Below are 22260 nucleotides of genomic sequence, written 5' to 3' on the forward strand. Positions count from 1 at the left end.
GCATTCGCATATTAAATAAAAATTAACAGAGACACTCAACAAGGTTAAAAAGTGTTAAATATTAGGAAGGTAAATTTCTTAGTTCAACTTATAGGTGATGTTATGTTCTTGCAACTTATCTAAAAATTCATTTCCAGGGAATATTTTGAAAGTTTTCGACGGCATATCGATCACAACATTCTCCTCCTTTATCCTGTCATAAACCGTAAACTTCAAAGCGCAGTTACGATTGGGATACTGCTCTGCGTTTGCTTTAAACATCTCATCAAGATCATCTATCAATTTGCTGGAAAGCTCCTGCAGTGGTAGCTGGATGGTAAGACTCTTAGACATCTTGTCTCTCAAGTCGGATAATAATGTAATAGAGGAGACTTTGAACTCCCAGTTATCTTTTTGCCTGAACCTTTCCGACGCAGTTCCCCTTATTTGTAAAAAGTAGCCTTCAGTAAAGAAATGCTTCCATTTCACATAGTCCTCACCAAACAAGGCAATTTCAAAAGACTCGTGATAATCCTCAAACATCATCGCCCCAAAAGGCTTACCCATCTTGGTAGTCCTATGCGAAGCACTTGAAACAAGTCCACCAATAACAAGCTCCCTGTTTTTAATCTTCGCGAACTCCTCAGCATCAACTTCTGATAGCTCCCCACTCTTTGCCTTATTAATTAATGACAAATGGCTCACCTTGTGTTGACAGAAGTGTTCCATCTCGAACTTGTAGTTATCCAGCGGGTGACCGGTTAGATAGATCCCGATCATGTCGCGCTCGTATTTCAGCTTGTCAATCAAACCCCATTCCGGGCAATCGAACAGTTGAGGCTCTGCAATTTGAGCATCAGATGTACCTCCGAAAAGAGAAGCCTGAGAAGTAGTTAAGCTATTTTGATAGTCGCTGTTATACTTTATAAGTCTCTCTATACCATTCAACATTGCACCATCAGGCTTGAAGAAAAACTGCGCCCGGTGAAATCCAAAACAGTCGAAAGCTCCACTATAAATTAAATTCTCATAAACCTTCTTATTTACGGTCCTCGAGTTTATTCTTTTTGCGAAGTCACAAATATCAGCGTAAGGTCCATTGATCCTCCTCTCCTCAATAATGCTCTCAACCGCCTTTTCTCCAACTCCTTTAATTCCAGCCATTCCAAAGCGAATCTCGCCCTTTTTATTTACGCCGAAGCTAAATTCAGACTCGTTAATATCCGGACCAAGAACATTGATTCCCATTTTACGGCACTCTTCCATAAAGAAAGAAATCTTCTCTATATTACCCTGGTTGTTCAAAACCGCAGCCATATATTCAGAAGGATAGTGAGCCTTTAAATAAGCTGTCTGGTAAGCAACGAAAGCATAACAAGTGGAGTGTGATTTATTGAAGGCGTAGGATGCAAAAGCTTCCCAGTCGGTCCAAACTTTCTCCAGCGTTTTCTCGTCGTGCCCGTTCTTCTTGGCGTTCTCGATAAACTGAGGCTTTAGCTTATCCAGTGTTTTGCGGTCCTTCTTACCCATCGCCTTACGCAGAACGTCGGCATCACCTTTGGTAAAGTTCGCCAGCTTCTGCGATAAAAGCATCACCTGCTCCTGGTAAACGGTGATCCCGTAAGTATCGGCCAGATACTCTTCCATATCGGCAAGGTCGTACTGCACAATTTCACGCCCATGCTTACGGGCAATGAAATTAGGGATGTACTCTATTGGTCCCGGACGATACAAGGCGTTCATAGCGATCAAATCCTCGAACTTGTCGGGCTTTAACTCGCGCAGGTACATCTGCATCCCATCACTTTCAAATTGGAATGTCCCGTTAGTATCTCCCCGCTGATAAAGTTCAAACGTCTTTTCGTCGGTTAAAGAAACGTAATCGATATCTATGTCGACATGATGGTTACGCTTGATCAAACGAAGAGCATCCTTGATAATGGTTAGCGTCTTCAGACCCAAAAAGTCCATCTTGATAACGCCCGCGTCTTCAATCACCTTACCGTCAAACTGCGTAACCAAAAGATCAGAATCTTTAGCCGTGGCAACCGGAATAATATTGGTAAGATCTTCTGGGGCAATAATGATACCCGCAGCATGGATCCCCGTATTACGAACAGAGCCTTCTAACTTTCCAGCTTCCTTTAAAACTTTCGCTCGCAGATCATTGCCTTGAAGAATTTCCTGAAGCTCAGGAACTTGAGCGAAGGCATCCTTCAGAGTGATCCCAAGGGTATCGGGAACAAGTTTTTTAAGAGCCGCTACTTCAGACAAGGGCACATCCAACACTCGCGCAACATCCTGAATACTTGTGCGGGCCGCCATTGAACCATAGGTAATGATCTGTGCTACCTGGTTCTTTCCGTATTTATCTACGGTATAATCAATCACCTTCTGGCGTCCTTCGTCGTCGAAATCCGTATCAATATCGGGCATCGACTTTCTATCAGGATTTAGGAAACGTTCAAACAGGAGATTATATTTTATGGGGTCAATATTAGTAATGTCAATACAATAGGCAACAGCCGAACCAGCAGCCGAACCCCGTCCCGGACCCACGAATACTCCAAGGTCCCGCCCAGCCTTTATAAAATCGGATACAATCAGGAAGTATCCGGCGAAACCCATTATCTTAATTGTATTCAGCTCGAAATCAAGTCGCTCCTGTATCTCAGGAGTAATTACTTCATACCGCTTCCGCGCCCCTGTCATAGTCAGGTGGCGAAGGAATTCCCATTGGTTTAGAACATCATCTGCGTGAATCTTGAACTCCTGTGGAATAGGGAAGTTAGGAAGCATGATATCCCGCTTCAGCTTGAGATGTTCTACCTTATCAACAATTTCGTTGGTATTATCCAACGATTCTGGCAGATCATGAAACAGCTGGGCCATTTCCGCCTGAGTTTTAAAATAGAATTGATCATTAGGGAAACCAAAGCGGTAGCCTTTACCACCTTCTTCATCGGTGGCAATTGGCGTACTCTGTAAATCCCCTGTATTCACGCATAGCAAAATATCGTGGGCGTTCGAGTCTTCCTGATCCACGTAATGCGAATCGTTGGAGCAGATGATCTTTACGTTGTACTTCTTTGCGAACTTCAAAAGTACCTGATTAACGATCTCCTGCTCAGGGATACGGTGGCGCTGCAGTTCTATATAATAGTCTTCACCGAATATATCCAGCCACCATTTAAACTCTTTCTCAGCTTCCTCCTCGCCCTTTTTCAGGATAGCCTGAGGCACAGAAGCTCCAATACAACAAGTGGTGGCAATAAGACCTTCATGGTGCTTTAGGATGAGCTCTTTATCAATCCTGGGCCATTTACTATACAAACCCTCGATAAAGCCGTAAGAACATAACTTCACGAGATTTTTGTACCCGGTAGGATTCTTAGCAAGAAAAAGCTGATGGCAGCGTATGTCTTTATTCTCTTTGGTAAATTGCTTTTTATGCCGGTCCTCTACAACATAGAACTCGCAGCCCACAATTGGCTTAACGTTATGCTTTGCAGCCTCGGCCACAAATTTGAAAACACCAAACATATTACCATGATCAGTAATAGCAAGGGCTTTCATTCCATCGGCCGCAGCTTTTTTATAAAGCCTTGAAATATCCGCGGCACCATCGAGCAGTGAAAATTGTGTATGTACGTGTAAATGAGAAAATTCCGGCATCAGCTAATCATTCAAAAGACAATCCCGAAGTTAAGGATTTTATTGTTTTTGAAAGCAGTCTTCTACCCCCAACTAGCTATTTTCTTCGCTAAGCTCTACATCTTCCGTCCTTACCATTAGTTTTTTGCCCTGATAATCAACCCATAGATCAGTCCACCCGCCACTGTCGTAACCGAGGAAAACCAGGTAAGGATCACTAGAATCAAATCCTTCAAAACCTTTACCTTTAAATACTAACTTCTGTCCTTCAGAAAGTTGAACATGTTTTTTCATATGTTTACTATTTTTCTTTTAGTGGATGATTTAGGAAGACAAAACTAAAATTAGGAATTGATTTTTAACAAACAATAAATTCTACATTATATTTTCAAAGCGGCTTATGCTAACAAACAAAACCGGCTCTTAAACGCTTATCGTATATCCTTATATATGGAAAAAAACGACGACATTTTACCCGCTTTCTTTTGCGTACCAGATATTACAGGTTTCACCAGATTCATTGCATCGGCGGACATTACGTTTAGTAAGGATTTCATAGCCGGTTTGCTGAGACGCCTGATCAATGCAAACATATTGCAAATGAACGTGGGTGAGATAGAAGGGGACGCCATATTTTTTTACAAAACAGGTCGACTGCCTGCGATAAAACAGGTTGCAAAACAATGCAAAACCCTTTTTGAGACGTTTTATAACTATATTGATATGGTGCAGAAAGAAGACCCGGAGAATTACGAAAAACACCTGGCAAACGGAGAACTGGGATTAAAGATCATCATCCATTTCGGTCATATTAGCTCTGCAAATATTAAAGGCAGGACCAAGCTTATAGGCGAAGATGTAATAATCACGCACAAACTATTAAAGAATGGTATTGAAGAATATGAATATATCCTCCTGACAGAGAGTTACCTGAATAAGATAAAAAAGAAAGACGTAAGTTTTTGGTTCCACTGGGATGAACTGAAACAAGGGACAGAAGAATATGACCATTTGGGCCCGGTACATTATTATTATATCCCTTACAGACGCCAGGCAGCTGATGCTGCCCAGCCTGCAAAGCCTTAATCTTAAGCCCTAACCATAAGAGAACATCATAATTATAACGAAGCCCAGCGCACATAGGATCAATCCGCCCATAAAGATATTATACGACCAGCTTAGCAGCTTGTATTTCTTAACCAATACAGCACCCAAGTAATAAATATCTACCGTCATACTGTCATATAACTCATCATTACGATCTTTCAATTCCTTCATTCTTCCAAGAAATTCGTTCAATTGTAATTGAGCAAAGTTTCCAAAGAACAAAATACTGCTGTCTTTTTTAGAAAGTTCATAACGCTCTTTCGTGGTTACATTAGGGCGTGACGACAAAATAGCGAAGACTACTGCAAGCAAGCTTGTCACCAACAGTAGTGCAATAGGTATAACAAAGCGAAGGCTGCCAAATTCATCCTGGCCTGAAAAGGTGTAACCAGAACCAAACAATGTTATTACCAATGAAATAATGATCGTATTAATACTGATCATTATATTGGCTTTATTATCCGCGATCGAACTTAAATTTATATGATAAGAATAGACGGCACGATATAAAGTTTCTATTCCACGACCTTCTTTCTTCGGTTTATTTTCAGATGAATTCTTTTCCAGCTTAACCTTTAATTTTTCATCCTCGATCCTCAAGGCTTCTATCTTTTCACGTTGCTTTCTAATATTCTCCTCTCTTATGTCCCCGTATTGCAAAGTCGCTTCTTCAGTTACAAATGATTTCGAAATCAAAAAGCCTAGCTGTTCTTCCGCCCATTCTAGATCTGTATACTTTTTATTTAGCACTCTCTCCCATTCTATACGCAGCAATTCAGCACGTTCAGCAAACCGCTTCTTGCCCATGTTCACGTAGTCAGCATCATGAAGGATCTCTTGCAGGGTTCCGCTAGGCTTAGACGAAGCTCTGGTGGATAAAATCAGGTCCTCAATTTTATTAATATCTTCCTGAGGATAATCATTTTTTAAAAAGTCCTTTAATATCCTAACGCTTACCTCTTCGTGCCCCTGGCAAGTCTCTGTGTACCCCGTATCGTGAAAAATTGCTGCTAGCATCAGGATTTCAAAATCACGACTTGTAAGATTATATGCTTCTGCCAGCTCGCGACAAGCTTTAGCTGTTTGTAAAGTATGCTTGTAGTTATGATAAACAAAGTCGGGCTTTAAATTTTCTCTAAGTAAATTGAAAACAAACTCCTGAGCGCTTTTAACAATAGGGTTATTATTCTTCATGTAAAAAAACAGTTTTTAGTAAAGATGACATCACTGCATTGGGAACTTATTACCACTTGCCATTAGAAAAACTCAATAATTCCGGCAATCCGTTCTTCCCAAAGCTTAAAACTAATATTTATAATGCGGGTTATTATAAAACTTTTAATGTTACAGCACAAATCATCAGAACATCCAATGAACAGAATACTTGCTTTTTTGTTAGTAGCTTTTTTAACTTCTTGTCAAAACTCCGACAGTAAAAACCGGTCAGACACCGGCAAGGACGCTAAGACAGAGCATTCGAAGGAGGATAAAGAAGTACTCGAACCAAATAATATAAACATTTACGCTTTACCTGGTGAGCTCAAAGAGATCTCTGGAATAACCTTTCTTGACGATCATACTGTTATGGCCATTCAGGATGAGGAAGGAATACTTTACTATTACGATCTGAATAAAAAAGAAATAGTAAAGAAACAGGAATTCTGGAAAGGTAAAGATTATGAAGATCTCGTTATTGCCGGTAATGACCTATACGTATTACAAAGCAATGGCACCCTTTATGAATTGAAAAATTTCAGGGCAGGAATAACAAAGCCTGCAATCTACAAAACGCAACTTAGTTCTGATAATAATATGGAAGGGCTCGCTTATGATCAAAAGAATAACCGGCTTCTTCTTTCTGTTAAAGATCTAAGCCTCGACGGAGACAAGTCGCACAAAGACATCTATGCTTTCGACCTTAAAACAAAAACCCTTGATACGAAAGCGGTTTACTCAATAAGTTTAGCAGAAGTAGAAAGCTATTTTTCTGGCGATAAACTGGAAGAGTTTTCGAAAAAACTCCTTAAAAGAGTGGGTAACAAAAATCTCAACGAGGTTTTTAGAACTTCTGCTATCACCTTTAATCCAAAAACAGGAGAGCTCTACGCTCTCTCATCCCTAAATAATATAATAGCTATATTGGATAAGAACAGTAAAATAACCCGAATCCTGGAGTTCGACGGAAAAGAGTTTAGTCAGCCCGAAGGCCTAGCTTTCGCCCCGAATGGTAAATTGTATATTTCAAATGAAGGAAAAAAATTCCCGGCTAATATAATAGAGGTAAATTATGCAGAGTAAACTAGTAAGGCACTTCTTTTATGTTTTGTTAAGTTTTCTTCCTTTAAGCGGCTGTATCAGCTTAAAGCCCTATTATGCAAAAAATCAGTCGAAATGGGAAGAGGTATCACCTCCGGATTCTCTAAAATTAAAATATTCAGTCTTTCTGATTGGCGACGCCGGAAAACCGAACGAAAACCGACAGGAGCCTGTATTGAAGCTGTTGCAGAAACAGCTTTACGACAGTACAAGAACTAAGCTTTCAGCTGTCGACACCAATTATTCGCGTCCTGAAGATATTATTATATTCCTTGGTGATAATATCTACGAAACAGGATTACCCGAACCTGATGCTTCCGATAGAAAGGAGAAAGAGCGCAGGATTATCGAGCAGATGAAAGTGGTAAAAAATTTCAGAGGCAAAAAGATCTTCATCCCCGGTAACCACGACTGGAACGAGATGCGCCCCGGAGGACTTGCGGCTGTTAATCGCGAAGAAGCATTTGTGGAAGCCTACTTAAATGACGGAGACACTTTCATACCAACAAATGGTTGTCCAGGCCCGGTCGAGCTTCAGGTAAATAAAGATCTGGTAATGATCCTTATAGACAGTGAATGGTGGTTACACAAGTACGAAAAGCCTATTGCTCCAGACAACGGATGTACTGCTGGAAGCAGGTTGGAAGTTATCGAGCAGATAAAAGACATCATTGTTCGTAATAAAGGAAAGAATATTTTACTCGCTCAGCATCATCCACTGTTTACCAATGGTACTCATGGAGGATTTTTTACACTCAAAGACTATATCTTTCCACTTACCTTAATACGTGACAGGGCCTATATTCCACTTCCAATCATCGGATCTATCTATCCCTTGATGCGAAAATACGGAGTATCTCCGCAGGATCTTTCCAACAAAGAGTATCAGCAGTTGAAAAGGGGACTATTGGCTATACTTGCTGACGAGCCGAATGTAGTTATGGCTACCGGACACGAACACGCCCTGCAATTGAACAAGTATGAAAACTTGAATCATATTGTAAGTGGAGCAGGTTCAAAATCAAGTGCGCTGGTAAAAGGAAATGGTGCCAGTTTCGCCCATGGACACAAAGGTTTCGCGCGGCTAAACTACTACGATAATGGCCAATGCTGGGTAGAATTCTGGGAACCCGAAGGCGACGGTTCTACTGGTAAACTTATCTTCAGAACACCTTTATATGCAATTCCGCCAAAAAACAGGGCAGAAATTGCCGAAGAAAAACAAATAAATTATAAAGATAGCGTAAAAGTTATCTCTGCAGGAAAAGAATACCGTGCTAGCAAATATATGCGGCGAGTATACGGCGAACACTACCGTGATACCTGGGCAGTGCCGGTTTCTGCACCCTATTTAGATCTTTCAACGTACGGAGGTGGATTAACCCCAATAAAAATGGGTGGAGGAAAGCAAACTACATCTCTACAACTTCAGGGTAAGGATGGAAAACTTTACCAGTTCCGCTCTATTAGCAAAGATCCCAGTAGCTTGTTACCTGAGGGACTAGTTAAAACCTTCGCCGAAGACTTCCTTCAGGATCAAATTTCTTCGGCCAATCCTTATGGTGGCCTGGTTATACCACCTATGGCTAAAAAGATCGGCATTTATTACGTTAATCCTCAATTGGTGTACATGCCTGCAAGTCGTCTATTAGGTCCCTATATCCAGCAGGTGGGCGGGAAATTAGGAACTATTGAAATACGTCCTGACGAAGATGTATCGGGAGAAAAAGCTTTTGGCAATGCAGACAAGGCGGTAAGTACCCGGAAAATGTACGAGGAGATCCGCGAAGACAATGACAATGAAGTGGATCAGAAAATGTTCCTGCGTGCCAGGCTTTTTGATATGCTGATCAATGACTGGGACCGGCACGAAGACCAATGGCGCTGGGCAGAATTTAAAAAAGATAAAGGTTCCCTATTCAGACCGATTCCACGAGATCACGATCAGGCATTTTCGAAATATGATGGATTTATTCCATCGCTTGTAAGCAGTGTAGCTCCTGGATTAGAAAATTTTACAGATAGAATAAAAAACGTAAAGAAAATAAACACCGCAGCCCGGAATCTTGACAGGAACTTTTTAAACGAACTAACACTACAGCAGTGGCTTGAAATTGCCAATGATATCAAAATTAAGCTTACCGATGCAACCATCGATTCGGCCGTTAGAAGTATGCCTCCAGAAGCCTTCAAGATCTCAGGTGCAGAAATAAGCGCTAAGCTTAAATCAAGGCGCAGCCAACTGGTACAAGTGGCAGAAGACTATTATAAGGAGCTTGCCAAAGAAGTAAGGGTTGCGGGTTCAGACAAGAAGGAGTTTATTGAAATTATTGGTAGAGGAGATAGCACAAGAATCAGGATCAGCAAAATCAATAGTGCCGAAAAGATCGAGCGGACTATTTTTGATCGCTCATTTAGCAGATCAGAAACAGATGAGATTCAAATCTTCGCTTTGAATGGCCGAGACAGTATTATAGCAAGCGGAGACAAATCGAAAATAAAAGTAAGAGTGGTAGGGGGAGAAGGGAAGGACTACATTTCAGATAAATCCGAAGCCGCCCTTGGTAATGCCATTGTGTACTACGATAGTGATGAAGGAAACAAAATAGAGAAAGGAGACAATCTTCGCACTCAGCTTTCTGCAAATCCTTACGTCCACTATTATGATCCGAACTGGTTCAACTATGATATAGCCACACCACTTCCTTCGCTTGATTTCAATGCAGACGACGCTTTCTTTGTTGGAGCAGGTTTCTCCCGTATTCATTATGGCTTCAGAAAGCAGCCCTATAGCTACAAGCAATCCGTCAAAGCAAACTATGCTCCAAAAACAGGTGCGTATACAATAGGCTATCGGGGAGATTTCTACTCGCTTTTCAAACGTAATAATGACTTGCTCCTGCGCACCTCCTATAATGGGCCTAAATACACATTCAATTACTACGGAGAGGGAAACTCTACACCAAACATTGGTGATGATATAGACTTTTTCAGGGTTAGGACAAAGAATTTAAGTTTAGCAGCCTATTACCAAAAGCGCTTTACTGAAGCATTCCGGGTAGGCATCGGGCCAGGTTACGAGCATTACTGGCTGGAAAAACAGGATAATAAATTCCTCACCAGTGCCGACTTTCCTGATAAAGAAGACACCGATAATCCTTCACGCTTTGCTACCATCAATACCTTCGCAAACCTTAATTATGTAGACAAGGAGATATTCCCAACCCGGGGAATACGTTGGTTAAACAGCGCCAGATATTTCTCTGAAGTCAGAGGCACAGGCCACAACTTCCTTCAATTGAAAAGTAATTTGGCCTTCTACGGCACACCGAATTTTAGTTTCCCAATGACACTGGCAGTTCAATTTGGGGCAGCTACTAATATTGGCGACTATAAATTTTTCCAGGCAAACTCTCTTGGTAGCAATACCTATCTGAGAGGTTATAGAAATAACCGATTTGCAGGTAGAAGCTATTTGTTTAACAATACCGAACTTCGCTTAACAGTTTCCAATGTAAGGAACTATTTCCTTACAGGAACCTATGGGCTGTTTGGATTTTTTGATTCAGGTAGAGTGTTTTCAGATAATCCGGAAAGAAATACCTGGCACACTGGTTACGGACCAGGAGTATGGGCCAACTTCTACAATAAGTTCCTCGTATCTGTTGGATATGGAATGTCTAAAGAAGGAGGCTACTTCTCCATCAACGGAGGTTTTGCTTTTTAAGCAGAGCCCCGGTAATAATAAAAAAAGCGGTTTAGGGATCCTAAACCGCTTTCTTTATTATTTATTTCTATCTTATTTACTTACCTCAGCTGCAAGCTTCAATGCATTATAGGCATTAACAACACCTCCTGTAACGCTGATATCGGATAGCTTTACCTTTTTATTTTCGCCGTCTTCTTTGATCTTTACTTTCTGATCAACCTTAACAACCGACCTCATAATAATATCTTTTACCTGGGGAGCTGTTAATGAAGGATAGTAAGAACGTATTAAAGCAGCTAAACCTGCTACCACCGGAGAAGCCATACTAGTTCCGTCTTCCTCTTTATATTTAGAACCAGGAGCTGTAGAGTTGATCTTAACACCAGGTGCAAATACATCTACCGAGTATTTTCCGTAATTTGAGAAGGTAGCAACAAGCGTTTCATCGTTCTTCCATTTAGATGCTCCTACTTCAATCCAATTTTTTGCCTGCGGACCGCTAAACCTCACAGAGTCAGGTTTAGGCTTAGGAAGCTCCATCGGACGCATCATACCTCCCATGCCCATCGTTTGCGGACCTCTTCCCTGTGGTCCTCTGGCCAGAAAATCAGGCCTGCTCCCTGGCAGATTAGCAAAGTTCACATTGGTGGTATCTGTATGGTAATACCTATTTGGAAAATTGTTACTAAAATCATTGTTCTTTCCATCATTACCAGCGGCATGAACAAGAAGAACATCCTTTCTCTCGGCGTATTTCACAGCACTGTCCACTGCAGCTTTGTCCCATGAAAAGCTCTTCCCAAAACTCATGTTAATAACCTTCGCGCCATTATCAACCGCATATCTGATAGCGTTAGCAACATCTTTATCTCTTTCATCACCATCAGGCACCGTCCTCACACCCATAATCTTAACATTATCAGCCACGCCTTTTATTCCTATTTTGTTCGTACGGTCAGCAGCGATGATACCAGCTACGTGAGTTCCGTGAAGGGCATCTGGACCAGTTATATCAGAATTTCCATAGATCCTCTCATAGCTATCCCTGTAATTATCACCAATGGAATCTCTTGGATCGAAAGACACATTAAGATGATAATTTAGCTGATTATGAAAGTATTTAACAGCATCTGTCAACTCCTCCTTAACGGCAGGGTAATCAGGGTTGTCCTTCAATTCCGACTTGATGATCTTCAATACTCTGGATTCTACGTCGTTCTTGGCATTATAATCTTCTATATCCTTTTTAGTAACCGGCCTTTTTCCAATCCTTGCTTCGATTGAATCAAGCGTTTTAGCTACTACTGAGTAATTCTCATAACCTACCCGCGCTCTCTGCAACTTATCCATTTGCTCGGTCACCAGTTTCTTGTACAAAGAAAACTCCTTTCGTTCCTGCGGAGTAAGCGGAGTTGAATTAAGTACAGAGGCATATTTATCCTGATATATTCGCACCAGGCGAACTGCCTCCAGGTTATCAAAACGAACGTTACCTTTTGCTGAACCTAGAAAATTCCATCCATATACATCATCTACATAACCATTATTATCATCGTCTTTGTTGTTTCCGGCAATCTCTTTAGGATTCTTCCACATTACATTCTTCAAATCCTCATGCTCCTCGTCTACGCCACCGTCAATAACAGCCACTACCACCGGAACGCTCTTTTTACCTTTTACAAGATCGTAAGCTTTCTCGGTGCTAATTCCAAAAACTCCATCTTTCTGAAGATCAAGGTTCTGCCAATTAGGCTTCACCTCCTCTTTCTTCTGTGCATATACGCTAAGGGGCAAGAGAAGCCCTAACATTACTATCCTATTTATAAAATTCATACCTTATTTTATCTAAGTGTTACACTAAACGTAGCATCACGCTAGTAAATTATTAACTAATTCCATAACTACAAAAATCCGACAAATGTGAATTTTTCTTTTAACAATAATTAACGCTTTACAAGTTTGTTTTAATTTGACAAGTATTAAGAACCCTTCCCCTTTTCATAGGCATTGATTATCAGACAATAAGTCTTGAGAAAGGTTTAACTTTAAATCTAGCTTCATTAATGATTTCATAACATCAAGTACACCTTTAGGAAAACCTGGCCATGTATATTTGATAATAGTTAAACATACTACTATGAAATACTCAGTTTTTCAGATGTTGGTTTCATTCAAAGAATGGCTTTTTTTAAAGGCTATGCAATCTTCCTTCCGCCATTAATTTAATTTCCAGATATTGGGGCGAGGAAAGAATGGCTTTGTGCCGTAATGAAAGAGGATAATTTGCAGAATTTAGAAAGAGAACAATTCGGAGACAATTTTCGCTGGGGTGTTTCGACCGCAGCCTATCAAATAGAAGGAGCTTTTGATGCGGATGGCAAAGGGCTGTCCATATGGGATGTTTTTACCAATAAACGAGGAAAGGTAAAAGACCGGCATCATGGGCAAATTGCCTGCGACTTCTACAATTGCTTCCAGGGTGACATCAATTTAATCAAACAGCTTAATATCCCTGATTTTCGCTTTTCTGTTAGCTGGTCAAGGATCCTACCTGAGGGAACCGGCAAAATAAATCAATCGGGAATTGATTTTTATAAACGCGTCATTGACTTCTGCCTTGAAAGCGGTATCACTCCCTGGCTAACTGTTTATCATTGGGACTTACCCCATGTGCTGGAGCAAAAAGGTGGATGGACGAACCGTGATGTAGTGAACTGGTTTTCAGATTTCACTTCTATTTGTGCCCAAAACTTTGGTGATACGGTAAAACATTGGATGGTAATGAACGAGCCCTCTGTATTTACCGGAGCCGGCTACTTTATGGGAATCCATGCCCCTGGTCGCCGGGGAATGGGTAATTTCGCTCCTGCCATACATCATACCGCGCTTTCTATTGCAGAAGGAGGACGCATCCTCCGTAGTAATCTTCCCGATGCGGAAATAGGTACTACTTTTTCCTGTACTCATATAGAACCATATTCTCACAGCAGCAGAGATCATGCGGCAGCAACAAGAGCCGACGCTTTATTAAACCGCTTGTTTATCGAACCTGTCCTTGGACTTGGCTATCCTGTAAATGATCTTCCTGTTTTAAGAAAGCTCGAGAAGCATATAAAACCAGGGGACGAAGCAAAACTTGCATTCGACTTTGATTTTATAGGTTTACAGAATTACACAAGAGAGATCGTTAAATCGTCTTTTTTTACACCCTACATAGGCGCAAGATTGGTAAAAGCAGAGAAAAGAAAAGTGCCTATAACAACTATGGGCTGGGAAGTTTACCCTTCAGCAATTTATCATATCCTGAAAAAGTTCGACGCCTACCCGCAGATCAGAAAGATCATTATAACCGAGAATGGTGCAGCTTTTCCTGATACCGTGGAAGAAGGGTCTGTAAGAGATGAAAAAAGGGTTAAATACCTTCAGGATCACATTGCCCAGGTATTAAAAGCAAAACAGGAAGGATGTAAGGTAGCAGGGTATTTCGTTTGGACGCTTACTGATAATTTCGAATGGGCAGAAGGCTATCATCCTCGTTTCGGATTAATTTATGTTAACTTCGAAACTCAGGAAAGAATAGTTAAGGATTCTGGAAAATGGTTCAGAAACTTTTTAAAGTCTTAGACTGCGAAATCATCTTAATCCTTTTCCTCCTTTAATATCGCCTATGGTCCGGCTACTACTTCTTGTAATACTATTTCTACTATCTCTTTTAAGCATTTTCCCGGCTCCTACTTACCATCTCTGGCTTACAGCAATCTTGGTTACCGAGTATCCCTTACTTTTTATATTTCCTTGCCTTGTATTGCTATTAAGCGGAAGATGGTCGGCCAAATATCAAATTTCAGGAACTATAGTGGGCGTTTTAGCTTTACTATTATTAGCATCTCCCCTTTTAAAAGCTTACATCACAGCAAAAACTCTGGTCTCCGAGCTGCATAACAACCAACCACCGGAGATCTCTCCCTTCAATCTGTCCACTTTAATAAGAAGAAGTAATACCAAAGAAGTATCGTACAAGGAGTTCACTTACAGTAAGACCGATGATAAAACGCTAAGCTTGAAGTTCTTCTCTTCTTTGGAAAAAGGAATAAGACCTTGCGTAGTGGTGATCCATGGAGGCTCATGGAAAAGTGGCGATAACAATCAGCTACCTGAACTGAACTCTTATCTGGCTTCTGAAGGGTATCATGTGGCCGCCATTAATTACCATCTTGCTCCAAAGTACAAAAGTCCTATTCCAGTGAACGATGTAAAGGAGGCCTTAAAATTCTTGAAAGAACATTCAACTGGCCTGGCGATAGACACTAGCCGGTTCGTACTACTAGGTCGTTCGGCTGGTGCTCAGATTGCCCTTCTAGCTGCTTACACCATTAAGGATCCAGGGATAAAAGCAGTAGTAGACTTCTATGGGCCGGCAGATATGGTTTGGGGGTATTCGCTTCCCGCAAATCCCCTGGTTTTGAATTCACGTAAGGTAATGGAAGATTATCTCGGGGGAACCTTTCAGCAGGTTCCTGCCCTGTACCAAAAAAGCTCCCCCATCTTATTTGTGAACGAACGATCAGTCCCAACCTTAATTATTCACGGAAAAAATGATGTATTGGTTGCCTACGAACACAGCCAGCGACTATACAAGAAACTCCAGGAGAATAACATACAGACCTATTTCCTAAGCCTCCCCTGGGCAACGCACGGGTTTGACTTTAATATAAACGGTCCCGGTGGGCAATTATCCACTTATGCAGTCACCTCCTTCCTAGAGAAGGTATGCAGGTAAAACTACCAGGGCAAAAGCATGGTAGTATTTCACATCAATATGTAAATATCCTATAAAATCCTGTTCCCGCGCATAATTAGCTTTGGTAAGCAAACTAATTTGAATCAAGTACCAGTCCTTCCTTACCTATGAAACTCAAGGAGGATATTTTATAAATACGAGCTTAAGACCAGAGCGCGGGGATAGCATAACGTGAGGTAAGACATTTCTTGTTTTAAGCCTTTAGCTAGGAACATTTTATAACCATCAAAACCATTTCCTAAATAAACAATGAATGAATTTACATTAGATCTGAATTTAACAGCCCGCATGCCTTCCCGCAAGGATTGGCGCATTGGCACTATAGGTTCAGGTGCAATCGTCCGGGGCTGTCATCAGGTAGCCTACCGTAATGCCGGCTTCAATTCTTATGCTATTGCTTCCAGAGACCGCTCAAAGGCAGAAGAGGTAGCTGCAGAATTTAATATTCCAACGGTTCATAATTCCTGGCAGGAGCTGATAAAGGATAAGGACATTGAGATCCTTGACATTGCTGTCCCTCCGAACAGGCAACTTGAAATAGTACGGGAAGCGGTTAAAGAAAACGATCACATCAGGGGAATACTCTGCCAGAAACCTTTGGCGATGAACCTTGAAGAAGCCAACGAAATAGTGTTGCTGTGCGAGCAGGCAGGGGTCAAGCTTGCAGTAAACAGCAACATGCGCTATGATCAATCCATCCGTGCCTTAAAAACTCTCCTGGAGAATAATTATTTCGGTGAGATCGTGCTGGCAACAATCGACATGCGTGCCATTCCACACTGGCAGGATTTCTTAAAGGAATATGATCGCTTGGAGATGCTGAATATGGGGATACACCACATAGATACCTTCCGTTATCTTTTTGGCGACCCTGAAAAAGTAACGGCTATCACCCGGAGCGATCCAAGGACTAACTTCCCCCACATAGATGGCATCACACAGTATACTTTCCAATATGCTGACGGACTTATGGCAACAAGCCTCGACGATGTATGGGCATGGCAGGGCGAAGGAACTCAAAAGGATATGTATATAAAATGGCGGGTAGAAGGTACAGAAGGAATGGCCCTTGGAGAAATCGGTTGGCCTAAATTCCCTGAAAAAGGTCTAAGTACCTTAAAGTTCACTACACGTAAATTCCCTGATCAGTGGATTGAGCCTAGCTGGGATACCGTTTGGTTCCCCGATGCTTTTGAAGGGACCATGGCTTCATTGCTTTGTGCAGTAGAGGAAGACCGCTTGCCAGAAATAAACGGTCGTGATAATTTGCGCACCATGGCCACTATCGACGCTCTTTATCTCTCTATCAAGGAAGAAAGAACAGTAAAACTAACCGAAACATTACAAACCCTTAAATAAACAGAAATGATATCAGTTGGTATTTTTAACGGATACTACCCTTACACATTAGAAGAGACCATCTCTAAAGTGAAAAAAGATGGATTTAACTGTATTCAGTTAGACCTAAGTTTTAAAGACTTTGACCTGAACGACCCTCACACTTTACCGCAAACCCTTTCTGTGGAAAAAGCCCGTACTATTCGTAATGCTTTCCGCGATGCCAATATCGAGATCGTAGCCATTTCGGGATATACAAATTTGATCTCTCCCGATCCTGAAAAAAAGCGTAAGAACATAGAGTACGTAAAGACTTTACTGAAGTTTGCGCGTGAATTTGGGACGCCATATGTTATCAGTGAAACCGGCACTTACGAACCTAGTAGCGACTGGGTATTCCATGAAAAAAATGCAACAGAAGAGGCCTTCCAGGAGATTAAAGCAGTTATTGAAGAACTAGCAGAATTCGCTTACAAGCACGACGCGGTGTTCCTCGTGGAAAACTATGTAAATAACGTTATCGGCAGTGTTGATCAGCTTTTAAGATTATTCAGAGAAGTAAATCACCCGGGCTTGGGACTGTTAATGGATCCAACCAACTATTTCAACGGTGCAAACATAAAGAATGTTGATGCAGAGCTCTACCGTATCTTCAATGCTCTGGAAGACCGTATTAAGATTGCACACGCCAAAGACATTAAGCAAGCAGAAAATAATGAAGAAAAACACGCTGCCATTGATGCTGTAGAGTCTCATACCTTCCGCGGAGCCGGCGATGTTGAACTTCCAGCTGCAGGTCTCGGTATATTAAATTACGAGCTTTACCTGAAATTGCTTTCGAAAAAACATCCTAACATTCCGTTGATCATAGAGCACCTTGATGAAGAAGATATTCCTCGTGCAAAACGCTTTGTTGATGATACATTAAAGGCAATTGGAGCCTAAACAGAATATTTACCTAAAAAACTAATACGATGAACGAGTTAAGATTAACTGCCGAACAGAAAGAAGCATACGACAGAGACGGATACCTTATTGTAAAAGACTTCCTGTCAAAAGAAGAAGTGAGCCTGTTATATGGAATTGCTACAGAAGATGATGTTTTAAAAAATAAAGCATTCGACTTCAACGATCAATCGGGCAAAAGAACAAAGCTAACCCTTTGGTTTACTCCGGGAGACGATGCATATGGCTTACTTACCAGAAGCGAAGCCTTGGTTAATGCTGTGCAAGACCTGCTAGGTGAAGGAGAAGTTTGTCACTTCCATTCCAAGCTTATGCAGAAGGAGCCACAGGTGGGCGGAGCCTGGGAATGGCATCAGGACTATGGTTACTGGTACAAGAACGGCTTCCTGTTTCCGGATGCGATGATCAGCGTGATGCTTGCCCTTACCGAAGCTAACGTGCAAAACGGCTGCTTACAAGTATTGAAAGGCTCTCATAAGATCGGACGGGTAGAACATAGTTTCGCTGGAGAGCAGCAGGGAGCGGATATGGATTTCGTAAATGAATCACTTACACGTTTTGAGAGGGTATACGTTGAACTAGAACCAGGAGACCTTTTGTTCTTCCATAGCAATACGCTCCATATGTCTGAAGCTAACACTTCCGATAAGCCTCGCTGGTCTATGATCTCCGCCTATAATTTGAGTTATAATAAACCTTTCCGTGAGAAGAACCTATCCTGCATTACACCAGTGCAAACAGTGCCCAATAACGCAGTGATTTCTTCAGAGGCGAAAGGCTTATCTGCTGACCGTGATTTCCTTCAAAAAGAAGATGAAATAACGCTTAAGGTGAAATAAAACATTAATTTTTAGACTACTACTTTGAAATTTAAATTCTTTTGCCCCAGATGGGGTAATGAACATGTAAGTTGGGATTTGTTCTGTCAGAGAGTGAAGGACGAAGGATACGACGGTGTTGAATATGGCATTCCGAACGAGGTCGAAGTAAAGGAACTGGACGAAGCCTGGACTAATTTTGATAAGTTCGGATTAGATGCTATCCCCCAGCATTATGGAACCTACGACTCCGACTTCTCGAAGCACTACCAAAACTATGGTGGGTGGTTAGATATGGTAAAGCCTTACAAGGCCTTGAAGATAGATTCTCAGACCGGAAAAGATTACTTCAGCTTTGAGCAGAATAAAAAGTTGGTAGAACGGGCGGCAGAACATACAAGCGCTACAGGGGTAGAAGTATATCATGAAACCCATCGTAATAAGTTCACTTTCGCTGCTCACATCACCTTCGATTATCTACAAAGAATTCCTGAGTTGCGTATCACCCTCGATGCCTCGCACTGGGTAAACGTAGCAGAATCTTTTTTGGAAGATCAGCAGGCAGCTTTGGAACTCGCCATCGCAAGAACAGAGCATATTCATGCCCGGGTTGGATATCCAGAAGGACCACAAGTTCCGGATCCCGCCGCACCTGAATGGAATGAAGCCTTGCAGCATCACCTGAAGTGGTGGGATAAGATCGTGGAGCGTAAACAATCCGAAAACGCTGATTTGATAACCATAACCCCAGAATTCGGACCGTACCCCTATATGGTACACTTACCCTATTCTCAAAAACCAATTTCTGATCAGTGGGCAAATAATGTCTACATGATGAAGCTGTTGAAAGAGCGGTATAGTAAGTTATAATTGCCAGCAAATTAAATAAGAATCTCCAGTCGGGGAGACTGGAGAATTCTTTGTAACCAATAAAAATATATAAACCAATTTAAGAAGGGACTTAGGAAAGACAATATTGCTGCAGACTAGGAAGCCCCAGTAGATTTTGGCAAGGATTGTCAGAATTAAAATGTAGTTGAATATCTAAGGATTGTGCTAACGGCTCTATTTCTTCCCTGAACGACAGGTAATTACACAAAAACTCGTCAGCTGAAATAGATTTATACTGTTCCAAAAGGCTTATCAACTCGTCTATTGAAGAGGCACGGCCTGATTGAACACAACTAAGAATATTTTGAGTAAGAACATCCTTTTCTTCGCTAGAAAGCGACCGGTAAAAAGAGCGAGCCATATGCCGCTGGTAGTATGAATAACACTGCTCTGCTTCTGGCCGTTCTAGTATAAATAAATCGAACGCGGAAAAGGCGACTTTGTCAAATAGAGAGAACACATATTTATCTGGATAAGACGAATTGAAATGAGTTCTTATCTTGTAAAAGACAGGCATGAAATTATAGCAAACCACCCTTACCCCGCACCTGGAAAGGTTCTTCAAGGTTTGCTGATAATTTCGAACGTAGGTTGTAGCTCCAGATGTTCCAAGCTTTATTTCTTCATGGACCACCAAATTGTCTACCACCAACCATTCCCTGCCTTTATTGATCATTTGTTTTTTTCTTAAGAGGATTTCGTTCTCAAGCCAGACCTGTCCAGGGAGGACCTGTTTTAAAGTACTAACACAACCTCCTGTATCCTCATAAACCAGATCCTCCGTGTTGCACATAGTAGTATTTCCTGTGACGGCAAATCGCATCTTGGGTAGTTTTTATAAAGGTTTCAAGACTTCAAAAGTGTTCTTGCTTTCAGTTAAACCAGCGGCCATACTACCGCCTATCGGGAGATTCGGAATCAGGAGCGACTGAAAAATATGGTAAATGTCTGGTTTACCACTCCAAATTCTGTTGGTTGGTCTATTAAGTTCGTCCAAATTATGATGCCAGCTCCCCTTTTCAGCATCCACCATGTAGCTTGAAATATAATCCCATAAGAGCTTATACTGATCCTCATACACCTGATCTCCGGTACGTTTGTATAGTACTGCAGCGGCAGCAACAGCCTCTGCTGCAACCCAGTGCATCCGATCTGGTATTACCGGGCTACCATCAAAATCTACTGTATATACTATTCCAGGCATTCCATCTGCTGCCCAGCCGCTGGCGAATGCCGAATCAAATAGCCTCGTTGCATCAGAGAGTAGCCAGTCCGGGGCTACTAGTCCCGCCTTTTCAAGGTCCGCTTCAAGACTTAATAGTAATCGGCTCCATTCAAAACCGTGGCCCGGAGTAATACCATAAGGTCTGAATTGGTCCCCCTTATTGTCAATATTATATTGCTTCAGAGGGTTCCAATTTTTATCAAAATGCTCAACTACTCCGTAATTATTACTTGCCGCCTGAGTATGTATTAATCTTTCAACGATCCGAAGAGCTCTCTTTAACCACTTTGTATCTTCAGTAGCAGCGGCAAGAGCAAGGAATGCCTCAACGGAATGCATATTGCTGTTAGCACCCCTGTACTCCTCCAAATCTGTCCAATCCAGATCGTAGCTCTCCAGCATCACCCCTTCCTCTTCGCTCCAAAATCGCGTCTCAATCACATCGACCACTGCTTCTAATAAGACTGAAGCATTTTTACGTTTCGCTATACTGGCAGTAGCTGCAGCTAATGCAACAAAAGCATGAATGTAAGCCTGCTTTCTGCATCCTGAAGCAGTGCCACCAACGGTATAATACCAACCTTCGTTGTCATGATCCTGAATTGTACTTATCAGTGCTTTTACTCCATGGTCAGCAAAAGCTGCATATTGAGGATCATTCAGAGAAGCCAGGCTAAAACAATAAGTCATTCTGGTGTTCTGCAAAGTGTCTAAAGCAGCGGCACTTACTTCTCCATTTTCGTCAAGTATGCCAAAACCTCCTTGCTTCAAAAGTGAACCTGATCCAAACTTTAGTATTCCACTCGCTTGCTCTTCTAAAAATTGCAGATGTTCTTCACTTTGCATCCAACTGCCTCTGCTTCCTTGATTTTCCATAATACCTATTTCGTTTCCTGAGATACTCAGTTTATCGGCTGCTACTGCAGCGTCTTTAACTTTTTTAATACGCTCAACATTTTCTTATCGTCCTTTTCGTATATCACCAGCTTCCGGTTCTTATCATATAGGAAGACCGATGGGTATTTAACAGGTTGAAACTTGGGAATAAATTCATATTGTACATCCTGAAGAATGGTAACGTTGTCCTTATTTAAAAAGGCCGGCCCATAATTATTTAAAAACTTCAACACCGCGTCCTTTCTGTCCAAAGTAACCAGATATACAGCAGCGTTCCTTAAATCTAAATAGTGGGAGGATAAGAGCTTCATTGTTGTCTGACAATGAGTGCAAGTCACATCAAAAAAGCTAAACACCAAAGGTTTGTTCGCAACCATTTGCTTAGATGAAAAGGGTGTGCCGTCTAACCTGAATAAGGTAAAATCCGGCACAACCGGGGCTGGGGTCTGCGCAATTACAGGCTTCGAAACATTTAGTAAACATAGCAGCCACATTAACCAGAACCTTTTCATAACATTTTCATTGTTTATTCTAATCCACAATTCGTTTACACTGCCTC

At 41.5% G+C, this 22260-nt stretch carries 16 protein-coding genes; 9 read left to right on the plus strand and 7 right to left on the minus strand.

Going from position 1 to position 22260, the window contains the following annotated elements:
- Positions 1-78: 78 nt before the first annotated feature.
- Positions 79-3654, minus strand: coding sequence for a DNA polymerase III subunit alpha (gene dnaE, locus J4N25_RS25620; protein WP_207424748.1), 3576 nt, complete (start codon positions 3652-3654; stop codon positions 79-81).
- Between the two features lie 72 nt (positions 3655-3726).
- A complete protein-coding gene (locus tag J4N25_RS25625; RefSeq protein ID WP_207424749.1) occupies positions 3727-3927 on the minus strand; it encodes a hypothetical protein in 201 nt (66 codons plus the stop codon).
- Positions 3928-4083: 156 nt separating this feature from the next.
- Between J4N25_RS25625 and J4N25_RS25630 the strand changes: the two genes are divergently transcribed.
- Complete coding sequence (locus J4N25_RS25630; protein WP_207424750.1) at positions 4084-4719, plus strand: DUF2652 domain-containing protein; 636 nt, start codon at positions 4084-4086, stop codon at positions 4717-4719.
- Positions 4720-4728: 9 nt separating this feature from the next.
- On the opposite strand, the gene J4N25_RS25635 is transcribed toward J4N25_RS25630, so the two are convergent.
- Positions 4729-5934 carry a Pycsar system effector family protein gene (locus J4N25_RS25635; protein WP_207424751.1) on the minus strand — a complete coding sequence of 402 codons (1206 nt, stop codon included), beginning with the start codon at positions 5932-5934 and terminating at the stop codon, positions 4729-4731.
- 147 nt (positions 5935-6081) lie between these two features.
- Here J4N25_RS25635 and J4N25_RS25640 point away from each other — a divergent pair, with 147 nt between their 5' ends.
- Together J4N25_RS25640 and J4N25_RS25645 are read left to right on the plus strand one after the other, a co-directional pair.
- Positions 6082-7038, plus strand: coding sequence for an SdiA-regulated domain-containing protein (locus tag J4N25_RS25640; protein ID WP_207424752.1), 957 nt, complete (start codon positions 6082-6084; stop codon positions 7036-7038).
- On the plus strand, positions 7028-10783 hold the full coding sequence (locus J4N25_RS25645; protein ID WP_207424753.1) for a BamA/TamA family outer membrane protein: 3756 nt from the start codon (positions 7028-7030) through the stop codon (positions 10781-10783). Before J4N25_RS25640 ends, J4N25_RS25645 begins: the two co-directional genes overlap by 11 nt.
- Before the next feature lie 72 nt (positions 10784-10855).
- Here the strand turns inward: J4N25_RS25645 and J4N25_RS25650 are convergent, their stop codons facing one another.
- On the minus strand, positions 10856-12598 hold the full coding sequence (locus tag J4N25_RS25650; protein WP_207424754.1) for a S8 family peptidase: 1743 nt from the start codon (positions 12596-12598) through the stop codon (positions 10856-10858).
- A 435-nt stretch (positions 12599-13033) separates the two neighbouring features.
- Between J4N25_RS25650 and J4N25_RS25655 the strand changes: the two genes are divergently transcribed.
- The 6 genes from J4N25_RS25655 to J4N25_RS25680 all read left to right on the plus strand — a co-directional run bounded on the left by J4N25_RS25655 (position 13034) and on the right by J4N25_RS25680 (position 19558).
- Complete coding sequence (locus J4N25_RS25655; RefSeq protein ID WP_207424755.1) at positions 13034-14389, plus strand: GH1 family beta-glucosidase; 1356 nt, start codon at positions 13034-13036, stop codon at positions 14387-14389.
- A gap of 43 nt (positions 14390-14432) precedes the next feature.
- Positions 14433-15545 carry an alpha/beta hydrolase gene (locus J4N25_RS25660; RefSeq protein ID WP_207424756.1) on the plus strand — a complete coding sequence of 371 codons (1113 nt, stop codon included), beginning with the start codon at positions 14433-14435 and terminating at the stop codon, positions 15543-15545.
- A gap of 270 nt (positions 15546-15815) precedes the next feature.
- Entirely contained in the window at positions 15816-16925 is a 1110-nt protein-coding gene (locus J4N25_RS25665) for a Gfo/Idh/MocA family protein (protein ID WP_207424757.1), read from the plus strand.
- 6 nt (positions 16926-16931) lie between these two features.
- Complete coding sequence (locus J4N25_RS25670; RefSeq protein WP_207424758.1) at positions 16932-17849, plus strand: sugar phosphate isomerase/epimerase family protein; 918 nt, start codon at positions 16932-16934, stop codon at positions 17847-17849.
- Positions 17850-17878: 29 nt separating this feature from the next.
- Complete coding sequence (locus J4N25_RS25675) at positions 17879-18709, plus strand: phytanoyl-CoA dioxygenase family protein (protein WP_207424759.1); 831 nt, start codon at positions 17879-17881, stop codon at positions 18707-18709.
- A 24-nt stretch (positions 18710-18733) separates the two neighbouring features.
- Complete coding sequence (locus J4N25_RS25680) at positions 18734-19558, plus strand: sugar phosphate isomerase/epimerase (RefSeq protein ID WP_207424760.1); 825 nt, start codon at positions 18734-18736, stop codon at positions 19556-19558.
- A gap of 91 nt (positions 19559-19649) precedes the next feature.
- On the opposite strand, the gene J4N25_RS25685 is transcribed toward J4N25_RS25680, so the two are convergent.
- From J4N25_RS25685 to J4N25_RS25695, 3 genes are read right to left on the minus strand one after another with little or no spacing between them, the layout of a single operon-like run.
- On the minus strand, positions 19650-20402 hold the full coding sequence (locus J4N25_RS25685; RefSeq protein ID WP_207424761.1) for a mannonate dehydratase: 753 nt from the start codon (positions 20400-20402) through the stop codon (positions 19650-19652).
- Positions 20403-20414: 12 nt separating this feature from the next.
- A complete protein-coding gene (locus tag J4N25_RS25690) occupies positions 20415-21680 on the minus strand; it encodes an AGE family epimerase/isomerase (RefSeq protein ID WP_207424762.1) in 1266 nt (421 codons plus the stop codon).
- Positions 21681-21721: 41 nt separating this feature from the next.
- Entirely contained in the window at positions 21722-22213 is a 492-nt protein-coding gene (locus J4N25_RS25695; RefSeq protein WP_207424763.1) for a peroxiredoxin family protein, read from the minus strand.
- Positions 22214-22260 lie beyond the last annotated feature (47 nt).

Source organism: Desertivirga brevis (assembly GCF_017355835.1).